The sequence below is a fragment of the Dietzia papillomatosis NBRC 105045 genome (assembly GCF_001570845.1).
GTDB lineage: Bacteria > Actinomycetota > Actinomycetes > Mycobacteriales > Mycobacteriaceae > Dietzia > Dietzia cinnamea.
In genome coordinates, this window is the sequence record NZ_BCSL01000012.1 from 73,044 (window position 1) to 85,818 (window position 12,775).

Here is a 12,775-nt window from a genome sequence, read left to right on the forward strand (position 1 = left end):
GGGAGGGGCCCACGCGCCGCGCCACCTGGACGGGCGTGTCGGTCACGCTGACTACCCTTCAGGGCATGGTCTGGATCTGGTTCCTCGTGGCCCTCGTGCTGCTCGTCGCGGCGATCGCCCTGCTACGCCTGGACGCCAAGCAGCGCGGCGGTGGCGCCGGGCGTGGCGTGTCACGCGACGCGGGGCGTTCCGGCGCTGGTGTCCTTCCGCCCGCGGTGGGGGGCGGAGCCGCTGCGGGGGAGCCGTCCGGGGTCGATGACGACGACGAGGACCCGCACACGGCCGCGCCGGCGGACGGGGCCGATCGAGAGCCCGGGTCGGCGGGACGGGCGGGGGAGCCTGTTCTCGCGCCGTTCCAGCGGTCGCACGGGACCGACGTCCCGGGCACGGTGGCCACGACCCGCGAGGAGCCCGAGCCCGAGCCCGAGCCCGAGCTGCAGCCCGGCCTCGCGCCGCTCGATCCGACCGAGCCGACGGTGGAGTCGTCGCCGCGGTTGCTCGACAAGGTGCGTGCGCTCCTTCCCGCGCGTCGGCAGCGGGGGACCGCCCCGGTATCGGTGGAGCAGGCGCCGGCCGACCCGCTGGCCGATTCGCCTGTGGTGCGTTGGCTCGAGGATCGCGAGTTCGAGCCGACGCCGACGCCGGCTCCGGAGTTCCGGCACGGTGACTTCGCGGGCGGACTGGCTCCGCTCGGCACGGTCTCGCACGGCGTGTTCCGTGGACGACGGGCGATCATGGGCGTGACCGGCGGGCGCACGGTGCTGGCGCTGCGCCGCGACACGGCCTCCGACGTGGTGCTGGACCTCAGTCGCCCGGACGTCGACGCCGAGCCGGGCTTCCACGATGCCGGCGAAGTGGGTGCGCTGGAGGCGCGGACGTCGGACTACGGGCGGTTGGACCTCATCGACCGCGACCGCCTGACGGAAGCCGTCCGCGAGGTGCCCGCCGACGTGCGCCGCGTCTGGGCGGAGGGCGAGTGGGCGGCCGCGACGATCGACGGCGTCGACGACCCGTCGTCGTGGGATGACGTGGTGATGGCCCTGCACGGGGTGGCCGACGTGCTGGCGCCGTTCCCGCCGATCGGTGGCCGGGCCCGCGCACTGCCCGCGGAGATCGATCCGGGCGCTCCCGCTGCCGCCGCGGGCCCCGAGGCCGACCCCACCGTCGGCATGGACGGCGAGGTCGGCACGGGCACTCACGGACTCCCCGCGGCTGCGGGGCTGCCGGGGTCCGAGAACCTCGTCGTCGTCGACAACGACCGCGGCGAGACCGGCAGCGACACCACGCGCAGTGGCCCCGCGCCCGTCCGGGTCGACGCCCCCACCTCTGACGCGACCACCACCGACGCCACCCCCACCGGCGACGAACCGGCGGACGACGAGCCGGCGGACGACGATCCGGTCGCACCGGTTCCCGAACCGCGCCGCACCGGCCACCTCCGTCTGGTCCCGGACCGGTCGGGCGCGCGCGACCTGACCGACGTGCCCGTCGTGGCCGACCGCGGCGACACGGTGCTATCCGCCGACAGCGACATGCCCGCCGACTCGGCGACCGCCGCCGAGGCCGCCGAGCCCGCCGAGTCCGGCACGGAGCCCGCCGAGGCGCCCGCCGCGGAGCCGGACCCCTTCGCCGAGATCATGGACATCACAGGCCCGGTTCCCGCGCGCGGCGACGTCGCGGCCGACCACCTCGCGCCTCGGCCGCCGCTGTCGCGGCCGAGCCGGGGCATCGGGCAGGCCTACCCGGAGGACGCCTCGGTGCCGCCGCTCGCCGCGGGTGCGTACAGCGGCGAGGCGGCCATCAAGCCGCTCGGCTCGGAGGACGACGAGGACGAGATCCGCGACGAGGTCGAGCGCTTCGACGCCGCCCGCATCGACGGCGGCTCCGACCTCGGGCGCGCACCCGCCGGCCGCCACGGAGCGGGTGCCGCGGAGAGCGCGGAGGAGGAGACCGGCCGGCTGTCGGTCGCGGAACTCGCCGCGAAGGTGGGCGCCACACCCTCGACGGGCCGCCGCCGCCGACGCCGCGCGGAGGACGGGGTCGGCGACGAGACTGCCCCAGACGGCACCTCCGGCGACGATACCGACGATCTCGGCAACGGCCGCGCCGACTCCCGTGAGCGGCCCGGCGTCGATCCCGACGTCGAGCAGACCGCCCGCCTCGATATCCCGCCCGACATCAGGGACTGACCACTACGGCGAAAGGGCCCGTCCGCACAGGTCGTGCAGACGGGCCCTGGCTCGTACCAGGTGGTGGGTCAGCTACCGGAGCTCAACGTAGCCGAGAGATCGGGCAGGATGACGGAGACCGGAGCCACGTCGTAACCGATGGAGTCGGTCAGGAGGTCCTGGACCGACCCGGTGAGAGAACCGGAGTCGAGCGAACCGGAGCCGGGTGCGGGCCCGCCACCTGTGCCGGTCACGATCACCGCGGCCGGCGCGGAGGTGGAGCCGGTCCACGTGTCGCCGAGGTCGTCTGTCGCGTCGACCACTTCGGCTGTGTAGAAGTGGGTACGGGTCTGGGACCCGCGAGGGATGACGTCCTCGAACTCGACGGAGGTACCGGACTCCGGCACCTCGACCTCGCCGACTTCCTCACCGCCACGGAGGATCCTGATCATCGTGCCCGCGGGGAAGTCGTTCGCGGGGCGCTGGAAGGAGGTGGAGACGGTGACGGGGAGCGAGTCCTCGTCCAGAGCGCCGAACTGCGCCCGTATGTTCAGCGCCGTGTTCCACTCGAAGGGGACCCAGGGCTCGTCGCTGACAATGGTGCTGGTGAGTTCGGCAGCGTTGGCGCTGGCCGCACACTCGACCAGGGCACTGCTCGTGTTGCTCGTGCCACCGGCGGTGGTGCCCCGGGCGTACGCGAACTGGGTTGTCGCAGCAGTCGCGGCTGACGCCGCACCGGCGCCCGCGAGACCGAAGGTGACCTCCTCGCCCGGTGTATTCGGGGCACGCATGGCGAAGGTCACCTCAGGCAACTGGAACTGCTGGTTGTTGTTCTTCTGCAGGCCGGAGTTCACACTCGTGCCCGTGTTCGTCCCGTAGCGCGCAGAAGTGCCTCCCCAGAGTCGGAAGACGTCGGAGTCGGCCAGAGTCGTCTTGGTCGCGGGATTCACCGGAGTCAACTGGGCGGTGCCGGCGGTGATGCCCGCCGCGGGTGTTGAGAGCGTCTGGGTTCGGTAGTCGACGTTGGCGGATGCCTGAATGTCGTAGGTCATCCGGCCGACACGAATCGTGTTGGGCTGCATGGGCCCGGGGTGGATAGAGACCTCGAAGAACTCGCCAGGGGCGACGTCTTCGGGGTAGGCGACCTCGACCTGATTTGTCCACGTGTTCGCGCCGCCGATGTTGAGGGCGTTACTCGGGGTGCAGGTGTAGGTGACCTCGATCGTGTCGTTGGGGGCGGGCGCATCCTGTGCGTACACAGACGGAGCCACGATCGCGACTCCGGAGAGCACCATGGTGCAACCCGCGGCGACAGTGGAGAGTCGTTTCCAGGACATATGGGCTTCCTTGCGTTGGGGGCGGGTGGTCGCTGGACCGGACGGGTCGAGCGCCTCTACGAATGGTAAGGGATTTTCACGATCGGCGTGATTTATACCACGGTTTCGGGCATGCTGTGACCTGCCGTGGTCGGGCAGCTGCCGGAAAACCTGACCGCGAGCACATGGATTACTGAGACCAGGAGAAGTGAGTGCCAATGCCCAAAACTGTCACCCGCGCCGTCGCCGTCGGGGCGGCGGCCGCCGCAACCGCCGCCGCCGTCCCGTTCGCGGCTGCGCAGATACCCGGCGACAACCCCCGTTCCTGGGTATTCCCGGTCGATGACACGCGCATCCAGATGGCGGTCGATGCCCCGGATCTCGAAACCGGGAGGGTCAACGTCACGATTCAGAACAACTCGGCGCAGAACTTGACCTGCGAGGGGCTCGACGGTGAGTCCGCCGCTGCCGTGACCAGCGCCGAGGTTGTAGCGCGTTCGGTGGACTTTTACACGCAGTACCCGCACTCCGAGCTCGCCGACCTGAACATCAACGCGAGAGTCCTTTTCACCACGATCAACGAAGACATCGCGCTCGGCAGCGTGGTCGGTCTGGTTCCGGGAAGCGCCGCCACGATGGTCAATCCGGAATGGGGCGCGCTGAACGAGGTGGGAGGCGCGTTTTCCGCTGCCAGGCTGGCCGGTCAGTACGGTGCGATGTCCACCTCGATCACGGTGCCGGCGCGAACCGCCCAGCAGTACAGCGTGCAACTCGAGCACCCGAGCGCGGGAACCTGGCAGGACTTCCAGTCCGGGGTCTTCGCCACCTGTGTCATCGACGGGCAGCGCTATGTCTTCCACGCATACGAAGGAGACGAGCGTCCAGATCTCGCCGCCATCGACGACTCGACCGGCAGCCTCGGTAGCGCCGGCTTGGGCAGCTGACCGCTCTGATCCCCCACCGCTCCCTCCCGGGGAGTCGGACAGACAGGAGTTACGACCACATGAGATTCACCATTCACCCGGGCCTGCGCGGCACCGTCGTCGCGGCGGCCGTAGCAGTCCTGGTAGCGGGTACGGCGGTGGCCGGCGCACAGGTGCCCGGGGCCGGAACCGGGGGCGCTGTCGTCAATGTCGACAGCGATGACCTGGTTGTGACAGTTCACGACAAGGGGGTCGATCCCACTGCTGTGACGGGCACCATCGAGAACACCACCGCTTCTAGCTTCCGTTGCGCCACGCCGGGACCAGACATGCAGGGCGAGTTCCCGGGCCAGGTGACCACATCCGGAGTCGTGCGGGAGGCAGTCGCCTATTACCGCGAGAACGTTTTCACGGGCGCCAGCGGGATCGCGCTCGGGCCCTTCAACCCGATGGGGATGGGCAGCCTCTACGACGTCCTCCCCGCCGGGAGCGCCGCCGGGTCGGCCGAGGTGGACACCAGGACGGCACAGATGGAGGCCCGGGTCGCCGGACGCACCGGAGATCCCCGCGTCGGAACCTCCCCGGTCTTCACCGTCAACGCAGGCCAGACCGTCGAGTGGACCGCTCTCCTAGGGTTGCCGGCCACCGGAGATCGTGGCGAATGGCGCGCTGCCGCGATGTTCTACTGCGTCAACCAGGAAACGAATCGCCACTTCGTTTTCCACGGATACGAGAACCTCCCCGAGCCGGGGGGCCAGGCACCGGAGGCCTCCGGCAGCATCTCGGCCGGTTCGCTCGGCTCGTGACCCGCCCCACACCACCTCAAGGAGTCTCATGACCATCTCCACCAGTTTCAAGGGTCTCGCGGCGGTCTCAGCTGCGGCCGCGCTCGCGGTGAGCGGCGCCGGAGTCGCAGCGGCGCAGAACGTCATTCCCGGGGACGACACCAATGGACGGACCGTGATCGTCGGTGCTGCAGGCATGGATGTCAGGTTCGTCAGCGTCGACCGTGAGTCGGGAGAAGTCGTTCTCTCGGTGACCAACAACACCGGGCAGAGTCTTCGCTGCGAGGCGCCGAACCAGGACACCGCGGCTCGCCCGGGAGGGACGGTATCGACCGCGGAGGTCGTGGAAATGTCCAACAGGTTCTACTCTTCGTATCAGAACACGCCGTTCGAGAAGGTGGTCCACGGTTCGGTCGGTCAGCTCACGGAGCTCTGGCCGCTGGGTCAGTTCGTCCCGACCGGGAGCGCAGCGCAGTTCCTCAGCGGCCGGGCGCAGCTCGAAGCGCAGATCGGTTCCGCGCACCGGCAGGCGAGACAGGACGGTTACGTGGGAACCACCCCGGCCTTCACCATCAATAGCGGCGTCGAGGACTTCCAGAGGACCGTGCAGCTCGGCCGGCCCGCCGTGAGCCCTCGTGGTGATGCCCGTCTGGGCTTCTTCATGATCTGTGGGCCCGGCGGCACCCAGGGGAGTCAGCAGCTCTACGCCTGGTCGGCCTTGGAGACCGTCTCTGAGCCCGTGCCGGGCGAGGACGTCGGCGGCTCACTCGCGAACGGTTCGCTCGCGATCGGCTCCCTGGGCAGCAGCGGGCCCGGCCCGATCGACCCCGGCGCAGGGGATCCCGGTGAGGGCGGGGCGGGCGAGGGCCACGGCGACGGTGGCCCCGGCGCAGGAGGGTCCACCGACGGGGAGTGACCCGGGTCGCCTCGAGCGCGCGCCCAGTTCCAGACGGGCGGGTCGGTCGCTTCACTCGGTCGGCCCGCCCGCTGGTGTCGGCAGGCCCGTCTAGAGTCGTCGTCGACGGGTTCGACGCCGCGGGCGTCCTCACCCCGCCTTATCGACCCCGCCGTCCTGTCCACTCACAGACCCTGCACGAGGAGTCCCATGACCGAGCCCGCCCCCGTCGACGCCCAGTCCCGCGCGCGCCTGTCCGAGCTGGTCGCGGAGTTGGCCGTCGTCCACGGTCGCGTCACCCTGTCCTCGGGCCGCGAGGCCGACTACTACGTGGATCTGCGCCGCGCGACGCTGCACCACGAGGCGTCGCCGCTGATCGGCCGCCTGCTTCGCGAGCTCACCGCGGACTGGGACTTCGACGCCGTCGGCGGGCTCACCCTCGGCGCGGATCCGGTGGCCACGGCGATCATGCACGCGCCCGGCCGCCCGGTCGACGCGTTCGTCGTGCGCAAGGAGGCCAAGAAGCACGGGATGCAGCGCCGCATCGAGGGCCCCGACATCGTGGGCCGCCGCGTGCTGGTGGTGGAGGACACCACGACCACCGGCAACTCGCCGCTCACCGCCGTCGCCGCCCTGCGCGAGGCGGGTGCGGAGGTCGTGGGCGTGGCCACGGTGGTGGACCGCGCGACCGGGGCCGACGACGTGATCCGCGCGGAGGGCGTGGAGTACCGGGCGCTGCTGGGCCTGACCGACCTGGGATTGGAGTGACCTGAGGTGACGAACAAGACGACGACGACCACGACGACGACGAGGTCCGCCCTCGGCCGCGTGCGGCAGGCGCTGACAGAGCGCGCGGGCGTGCTCACGGACACGACCCGCCCCGAGGGGCCGGCGTTCCTCGCGGCGGCCGCGAGTACGGAGATCGCCAAGGCCACCGGCGTCGGTGCGCTGGAGAAGCTGTCCAAGCCGCTCATCGTGCCGGCGGCGCTGGCGATCGCACTGCGGGACGGCCGGGCCCTCTCGGCGGTCGACACCGCGCTGCTGTCGGCCACCGGGGCGGCGTACACGACGGGCGACGTCATCCTCATGCTCGGCGACGGGCACGCCAGCCGGGACGTGGGCAGATTGGCCGCGGGGGCGGCGGCGTTCGCGACCGGCCACCTCGCGCTGGGCGCGCTCATGCTGCGTTCTGGCCTGCGGTTCAAGCCGGTGCCGTCGGCCATCCACGGCGTGGTCGCCGGGGCTGCCGCCGCGGTTCTGCTGTCCGAGGGGCGGGAGAACGCCCCGCTGGCCGCGTACGGCGGGCTGCTCGCGACGCTGTCAGCGCTGGCGACCTCGGTCGACCGCTCGCACGGCCCGGCCGCGTCGGTGCTGTCGGTGGCCGGCCCGGTGTTCCTGCTCAGCGACTCGCTCATTCTCGCGCGCCGCAAGGTGAGGGGCGGCACGGTGCCGGCCCGCGCCCTGGACGTCGGCGTGATCGACACCTACGCGACGGCCGCGCTGCTCCTGCTCACGGGCACCGCCGCCGCGGCGCGCCACGCCGGGAGCCGGGCGTGAGCGCGGCAGCCGCGGCGAGCGGCCCTGGCGCCGGGAACGGCCAAGGGCCCGGGGGCGGAACGGCGGCCGTGCGCACCGTCCTCGTCACGGGCGCGGGGCGGGGGATCGGCGAGGCCACCGCCCGACGGTTCGCCGACGCCGGGTACCTCGTCGGCGCGTACGACCTGCAGCCGTGCGCGTGGGCCGAGGGCGACGACAGGTTCGTCACCGGCGCGCTCGACGTCACCGACCCCGCCGCGTGGGAGGCCGCGCTCGCCGAGCTCACCGCCCGCAGCGGCGGCGCGCTGGACGTGTTGGTCAACAACGCCGGGCTGCTGTACGGCACCCCGTTCATGGACGCGAGCTACGAGAAGGACTCGGCGCTGGTCGACGTCAACGTCAAGGGCGTGCTCTACGGCTGTCGCGCGGCGTTCCCGTACCTCCGGGCCGCGTCCGCGCCGACGGTGGTCAACCTCTGCTCGGCGTCGGCGATCTACGGCCAGGCGGAGATGGCCACCTACTCGGCCACCAAGTTCGCCGTCCGCGGCATCACGGAGGCGCTCGACCTCGAGTGGGCCGCGCACGGGATCCGCGTGTGCTCGGTGTGGCCGCTCTACGTGGGCACCGAGATGCTCTCGGGCGTGAACACCGCCGGCATGCGCAACATGGGCGTGCGCCTGACCGAGGGCGACGTCGCCGGCGAGATCCTCGACCTCGCCGAGCAGACCCGCCGCACGCCGCGCGGACTGCTCGGTCGGCTTCGCGGAGCGTTCGGCCGCGAGGTCCACCGCCCGGTCGGCGCCCAGGCCACGGCGATGTACCTCGCGTCGCAGGTCGCGCCGGGACGCCTCACCCGGCTGACCAACAAGCGCCTCACCTCGTGACGGAGCCCGCGGCCGGGTCGGCGGAACCCGGCGAGCCCGCGCCCGGACCGACCGAGTGGGGCGACGGCGCGGTCGGCGTGGGCCCGTGGGAGGTCGAGCACCCCGGCGAGCCCCGCCCGACGGGCGAGACCTGGGACCCCGAGCTGCTGGACGCGGGCGACCGCCGCAATGTCGTCGACCGCTACCGCTACTGGCGGCGCGAGGCGATCGTCGCCGACCTCGACGCGCGCCGGCACCCGTTCCACGTGGCGATCGAGAACTTCGGCCACGACGCCAACATCGGCACCGTCGTCCGCACCGCCAACGCCTTCCTGGCGGCCGAGGTGCACATCGTGGGCCGCCGCCGCTGGAACCGCCGCGGCGCCATGGTCACCGACCGCTACCAGCACCTGCGGCACCACGACGACGTCCGCGCGCTCATGGAGTGGGCCGCGACCGAGGGGCTGCCGGTCGTCGCCGTCGACAATCTCCCCGGCGCCGAGCCGCTCGAGGCGGTGAGCCTGCCGCGCGAGTGCGTCCTGCTGTTCGGGCAGGAGGGGCCCGGCGTCAGCGACGACGCCCGCCTGCGGGCCGCGCGAACAGTGTCGATCGCGCAGTTCGGCTCGACCCGGTCTATCAACGCGGGCGTGGCCGCCGGCATCGCCATGCACGCCTGGATCCGGGAGCACGCCTCCTATTGATTGTCGATAGGTTTCGGCTCATAACCGTTGCATGAACATCGAAAGGCGGGCGGTCCTGCCGCTCCGGATCTGCCTCGTGGTGTTGTTCGCCGTGCTCCTCCTGCTGGAGGTGATGTCGCTGCCGGGTCAGTTCGCCCACATGGCAGAGACGAACCCCGAGTCCGCGTACCTGCGGTGGCCGCTCACGGCCGTGTCGATCTACTGGGTGGTGTGTATCCAGGTCGTGGTGGTGGCCACCTGGAAACTGCTCTCGCTCGTCGAATCCGACCGCATCTTCACCGACGCCTCCCTGACGTGGGTCGACATGATCCTCGGGGCGATCGTCGCCGCCTGGGCCGTGCTCGTGGTGGTGCTCGCCCTGGTCGGATTCACGGCGGATGATCCCGGCCTGCCGCTGCTGCTCTTCGTCGTCGTCGTCATCATCACCGTCGCGGCGCTGCTCATGGTCGTCCTGCGCGCCCTCCTCCGGCAGGCCACCGGACTGCGCTCCGAGATGGACACGGTGGTCTGATGCCGATCGTCGTGCGGATCGACGTGGAGCTCGCCAAGCGCAAGATGAGCGTCGGCGAGTTCGCGGAGAAGGTCGGCCTGACGCCCGCCAACGTGTCGGTGCTGAAGAACGGGCGCGCCAAGGCGGTGCGGTTCAGCACGCTCGAGGCGATGTGCCGTGCGCTCGAGTGTCAGCCCGGTGACCTGCTGGAATGGGTGGAGGACGTGGAATGAGGCGCGCGGTGCGGTTCGTTCTGGCGTTGGCCGTCGTCCTGGCGTTGCTCGCGCTCGGCGCGCTGCGCTGGCGAGGGGTGGATTAGGGCGCGGGTCCCGGGACTGGGTCCCGCCTCGTTTCCGCGCCGGGCCCGCCTCGTTTCCCACGCCGGCGCTACGGTGGGGGCGTGGCACCCACCGATCTGCCGGACACCCTCCGGTTGTCCCTGCTGGATCGGTCCCGGACCCGTCACGGCGAGTCCCACGCCGAGGCGGTCGAGTCGACACTCCGGCGCGCCGAACACGCCGACCGCCTGGGGCTGCACCGCTACTGGACCGCCGAACACCACGCGGTGCCCGGCATCGCGAGCGGCAGCCCGCCGCTGCTCATCGCGGCCGCTGCCGCCCGCACCGAGCGCATCCGCCTGGGTTCCGGCGGGGTGATGCTGCCCAATCACCGCCCGCTGGTCGTGGCCGAGCAGTTCGCCGTGCTCGAGGCCATGCACCCGGGCCGCATCGACCTCGGCGTCGGCCGGTCGCTCGGCTTCACCGCCCCGGTCCGCGAGGCGCTCGGTGTGAGCGAGTACGACACCGACGCGTTCGACCGCGACATCGCCGCCGTGCGGGACTTCCTCCACGGCCGCGGACCGGTCACCGCGCTGCCGGTGGTGGAGGACCCGCCACCGATGTTCGTCCTGGCCACCGGCCGCGGCCTGGGGGTCGCCGCGCGCGCCGGTCTGCCGGTCGTCGTCGGCGGTCCGCGCTTGCTGGCCGACCCGACGCCGCTGGAGCGCTACCGGGAGGCGTTCCGGCCGGACGGGGCCGACTCCGAGCCCTATGTGGTGGTGAGCCTCGAGGTGATGATCGCCGACTCGACCGACGCGGCCCGTGAGTTGCTGTTGCCGGAGGCGTGGGCGATGGCCGAGTCGCGCGAGACCGGCGCGTTCGGACCGCTTCGGCCGGTCGAGGAGATCCTGGACCGGAAGTTCCGGCCCCAGCAACTACGGCGGATGGAGGAGTGGATGGGCACCGCCGTGCACGGAGACGCGGAGAAGGTGGCCGGGGAGATCGCCGCACTCGTGGAGCGCACGGGCGCCGACGAGATCATGGCGTCGACGTCCACGTACGACCGGGACGCGCTCGCGCGGGCCGACGAGGCGTTCGCCGCGCTGCTCCCCGGATGACATACGGGCGGCCCAGGGGCGGTGCCGCCCCCGCCCTGTCGAGGGCGGTGTCGCGCGGCTCCCGGGTGCGCGGGGTGGGGCTGGCCTAGGCTGGGAGGTGTGCGCCCGCCGTCACGGGCGGCGCCGGCGCCCCGGCCGAGGCCATCCGCACCAAGAACTGAACCACCGGAGGAGACCCCATGCCCATCGCAACTCCCGAACAGTACAAGGACATGCTCGACCGAGCCCGCCGGGAGGGTTTCGCCTACCCCGCGATCAACTGCACCTCCTCGGAGACCATCAACGCCGCCATCAAGGGCTTCGCGGACGCGGGTTCCGACGGCATCATCCAGTTCTCCACCGGTGGCTCCGAGTTCGGCTCCGGTCTGAACGTCAAGGACATGGTCACCGGCGCGGTGGCCCTCGCCGAGTTCGCCCACGTGGTGGCGGCCAAGTACGACATCCTCGTGGCTCTGCACACCGATCACTGCCCCGAGGACAAGCTCGACACGTTCGTCCGTCCGCTCATCGAGATCTCGCAGGAGCGCGTCGACCGCGGGGAGAATCCGCTGTTCCAGTCGCACATGTGGGACGGCTCGGCCACCCCGCTCGACCGCAACCTCGAGATCGCCAAGGAGCTGCTCGAGAAGACGGCCAAGGCCAAGCAGATCCTCGAGATCGAGATCGGCGTCGTCGGCGGCGAGGAGGACGGCGTCGAGAACGAGATCAACGAGAAGCTCTACACCACGCGTGAGGACTTCGAGGCGACCATCGACGCGCTCGGCGCCGGCAACACCGGCCAGCGCTACCTGCTGGCCGCGACCTTCGGCAACGTCCACGGCGTCTACAAGCCGGGCAACGTCAAGCTCAAGCCCGAGGTCCTCAAGATGGGCCAGGAGGTCGCGGTCGAGAAGCTGGGCCTGAACGAGGGTGACCTGCCGTTCGACTTCGTCTTCCACGGTGGTTCCGGCTCGGCCAAGAGCGAGATCGAGGAGGCGCTGAGCTACGGCGTCATCAAGATGAACGTCGACACCGACACGCAGTACGCCTTCACCCGGCCCGTCGCCGCGCACATGTTCACCAACTACGACGGCGTGCTCAAGGTCGACGGCGACGTCGGCAACAAGAAGACCTACGACCCCCGCTCGTACCTCAAGAAGGCGGAGCAGGCCATGTCCGAGCGCGTCGTCGAGGCGTGCAACGACCTGAAGTCGGCGGGCAAGTCCAAGGGCGCCTGACGCCTTGACTCGCCCGGCTCGCCCTGTCGGTTCGGTTCGGTCGCCCTGGTAGGCCCGGACAGCGGCGCTCCTCCCGTGTGGGAGGGGCGCCGCTGTCGTCTGCGGGCATGACGGGTGGCGGCTGTATCGAACCCTTGTGTGATGAATGGCCCGCCGGTAGAATCGATCACAGGTTCGAGTGAGGGTGCGGCGCGGGCGGGGGGTGACCGGGGTGGATACGACGACGACGAGGGCGTTCGGTCTCGGCGCGCTGCGCGCGGTGGGGGAGCCGTTGGAGTCGTTGGACGCCTCCGCGCTGAGCGAGGTGGCGCGGTCGGTGACGCTGGCGCAGAACCTGGCCGGGGCCACCCGGCTACATGCCGCGCACCTGCTGGTCGAGAGCTTCACAGCGCTGGACGAGGCCACCCACGGCGGCCCCGGTGCCGATACCCGTCCCGCGCACGCCCGCCTGGACCCGGCCGACCGGGCCCGCCACCACCTCACGG

General features: G+C 71.4%; 13 protein-coding genes and 1 pseudogene. 13 read left to right on the forward strand and 1 reads right to left on the reverse strand.

Going from position 1 to position 12,775, the window contains the following annotated elements; genetic code table 11:
* Nucleotides 1–65 precede the first annotated feature (65 nt).
* A complete protein-coding gene (locus DPA01S_RS06135) occupies nt 66–2,189 on the forward strand; it encodes a type III secretion system chaperone family protein (protein ID WP_061914700.1) in 2,124 nt (707 codons plus the stop codon).
* Nucleotides 2,190–2,257: 68 nt separating this feature from the next.
* Here DPA01S_RS06135 and DPA01S_RS06140 read toward each other — a convergent pair whose 3' ends face one another.
* Nucleotides 2,258–3,505, reverse strand: coding sequence for a hypothetical protein (locus DPA01S_RS06140; RefSeq protein WP_157076965.1), 1,248 nt, complete (start codon nt 3,503–3,505; stop codon nt 2,258–2,260).
* 197 nt (nt 3,506–3,702) lie between these two features.
* Here DPA01S_RS06140 and DPA01S_RS06145 point away from each other — a divergent pair, with 197 nt between their 5' ends.
* The 12 genes and pseudogenes from DPA01S_RS06145 to DPA01S_RS06200 all read left to right on the forward strand — a co-directional run.
* Entirely contained in the window at nt 3,703–4,428 is a 726-nt protein-coding gene (locus tag DPA01S_RS06145) for a hypothetical protein (RefSeq protein ID WP_061914706.1), read from the forward strand.
* A 59-nt stretch (nt 4,429–4,487) separates the two neighbouring features.
* Nucleotides 4,488–5,213 (forward strand): hypothetical protein, encoded by a 726-nt coding sequence (locus DPA01S_RS06150; RefSeq protein ID WP_061914709.1) that lies wholly within the window; start codon nt 4,488–4,490, stop codon nt 5,211–5,213.
* A 28-nt stretch (nt 5,214–5,241) separates the two neighbouring features.
* Nucleotides 5,242–6,108, forward strand: coding sequence for a hypothetical protein (locus DPA01S_RS06155; protein ID WP_061914712.1), 867 nt, complete (start codon nt 5,242–5,244; stop codon nt 6,106–6,108).
* A gap of 189 nt (nt 6,109–6,297) precedes the next feature.
* Nucleotides 6,298–6,855: an orotate phosphoribosyltransferase gene (gene pyrE / locus DPA01S_RS06160; protein ID WP_007629136.1), complete on the forward strand. Its 558-nt coding sequence runs from the start codon at nt 6,298–6,300 to the stop codon at nt 6,853–6,855.
* Between the two features lie 6 nt (nt 6,856–6,861).
* Nucleotides 6,862–7,644: a lysoplasmalogenase family protein gene (locus tag DPA01S_RS06165; RefSeq protein ID WP_106385123.1), complete on the forward strand. Its 783-nt coding sequence runs from the start codon at nt 6,862–6,864 to the stop codon at nt 7,642–7,644.
* Nucleotides 7,645–7,712: 68 nt separating this feature from the next.
* Complete coding sequence (locus DPA01S_RS06170) at nt 7,713–8,507, forward strand: SDR family oxidoreductase (RefSeq protein WP_061914715.1); 795 nt, start codon at nt 7,713–7,715, stop codon at nt 8,505–8,507.
* Complete coding sequence (locus tag DPA01S_RS06175; RefSeq protein ID WP_061914718.1) at nt 8,504–9,187, forward strand: TrmH family RNA methyltransferase; 684 nt, start codon at nt 8,504–8,506, stop codon at nt 9,185–9,187. Before DPA01S_RS06170 ends, DPA01S_RS06175 begins: the two co-directional genes overlap by 4 nt.
* A gap of 31 nt (nt 9,188–9,218) precedes the next feature.
* A complete protein-coding gene (locus DPA01S_RS06180; protein ID WP_061914721.1) occupies nt 9,219–9,698 on the forward strand; it encodes a DUF2975 domain-containing protein in 480 nt (159 codons plus the stop codon).
* Nucleotides 9,698–9,910 carry a helix-turn-helix domain-containing protein gene (locus DPA01S_RS06185; RefSeq protein ID WP_061914725.1) on the forward strand — a complete coding sequence of 71 codons (213 nt, stop codon included), beginning with the start codon at nt 9,698–9,700 and terminating at the stop codon, nt 9,908–9,910. Before DPA01S_RS06180 ends, DPA01S_RS06185 begins: the two co-directional genes overlap by 1 nt.
* A 167-nt stretch (nt 9,911–10,077) precedes the next feature.
* Nucleotides 10,078–11,073: an MsnO8 family LLM class oxidoreductase gene (locus DPA01S_RS06190; protein WP_061914732.1), complete on the forward strand. Its 996-nt coding sequence runs from the start codon at nt 10,078–10,080 to the stop codon at nt 11,071–11,073.
* A gap of 179 nt (nt 11,074–11,252) precedes the next feature.
* Nucleotides 11,253–12,290: a class II fructose-bisphosphate aldolase gene (gene fbaA / locus DPA01S_RS06195; RefSeq protein ID WP_061228946.1), complete on the forward strand. Its 1,038-nt coding sequence runs from the start codon at nt 11,253–11,255 to the stop codon at nt 12,288–12,290.
* Nucleotides 12,291–12,501: 211 nt separating this feature from the next.
* Nucleotides 12,502–12,775: pseudogene (locus tag DPA01S_RS06200) on the forward strand (hypothetical protein); the annotation flags it as partial.

What these genes read in the sequence shown, in the direction of transcription:
- DPA01S_RS06135 (WP_061914700.1), top strand. Translation starts at nt 66, where the DNA reads ATGGTCTGGATCTGGTTCCTCGTGGCCCTCGTGCTGCTCGTCGCGGCG.
- DPA01S_RS06140 (WP_157076965.1), bottom strand. Translation starts at nt 3,505, where the DNA reads ATGTCCTGGAAACGACTCTCCACTGTCGCCGCGGGTTGCACCATGGTG.
- DPA01S_RS06145 (WP_061914706.1), top strand. Translation starts at nt 3,703, where the DNA reads ATGCCCAAAACTGTCACCCGCGCCGTCGCCGTCGGGGCGGCGGCCGCC.
- DPA01S_RS06150 (WP_061914709.1), top strand. Translation starts at nt 4,488, where the DNA reads ATGAGATTCACCATTCACCCGGGCCTGCGCGGCACCGTCGTCGCGGCG.
- DPA01S_RS06155 (WP_061914712.1), top strand. Translation starts at nt 5,242, where the DNA reads ATGACCATCTCCACCAGTTTCAAGGGTCTCGCGGCGGTCTCAGCTGCG.
- pyrE (WP_007629136.1), top strand. Translation starts at nt 6,298, where the DNA reads ATGACCGAGCCCGCCCCCGTCGACGCCCAGTCCCGCGCGCGCCTGTCC.
- DPA01S_RS06180 (WP_061914721.1), top strand. Translation starts at nt 9,219, where the DNA reads ATGAACATCGAAAGGCGGGCGGTCCTGCCGCTCCGGATCTGCCTCGTG.
- DPA01S_RS06185 (WP_061914725.1), top strand. Translation starts at nt 9,698, where the DNA reads ATGCCGATCGTCGTGCGGATCGACGTGGAGCTCGCCAAGCGCAAGATG.
- fbaA (WP_061228946.1), top strand. Translation starts at nt 11,253, where the DNA reads ATGCCCATCGCAACTCCCGAACAGTACAAGGACATGCTCGACCGAGCC.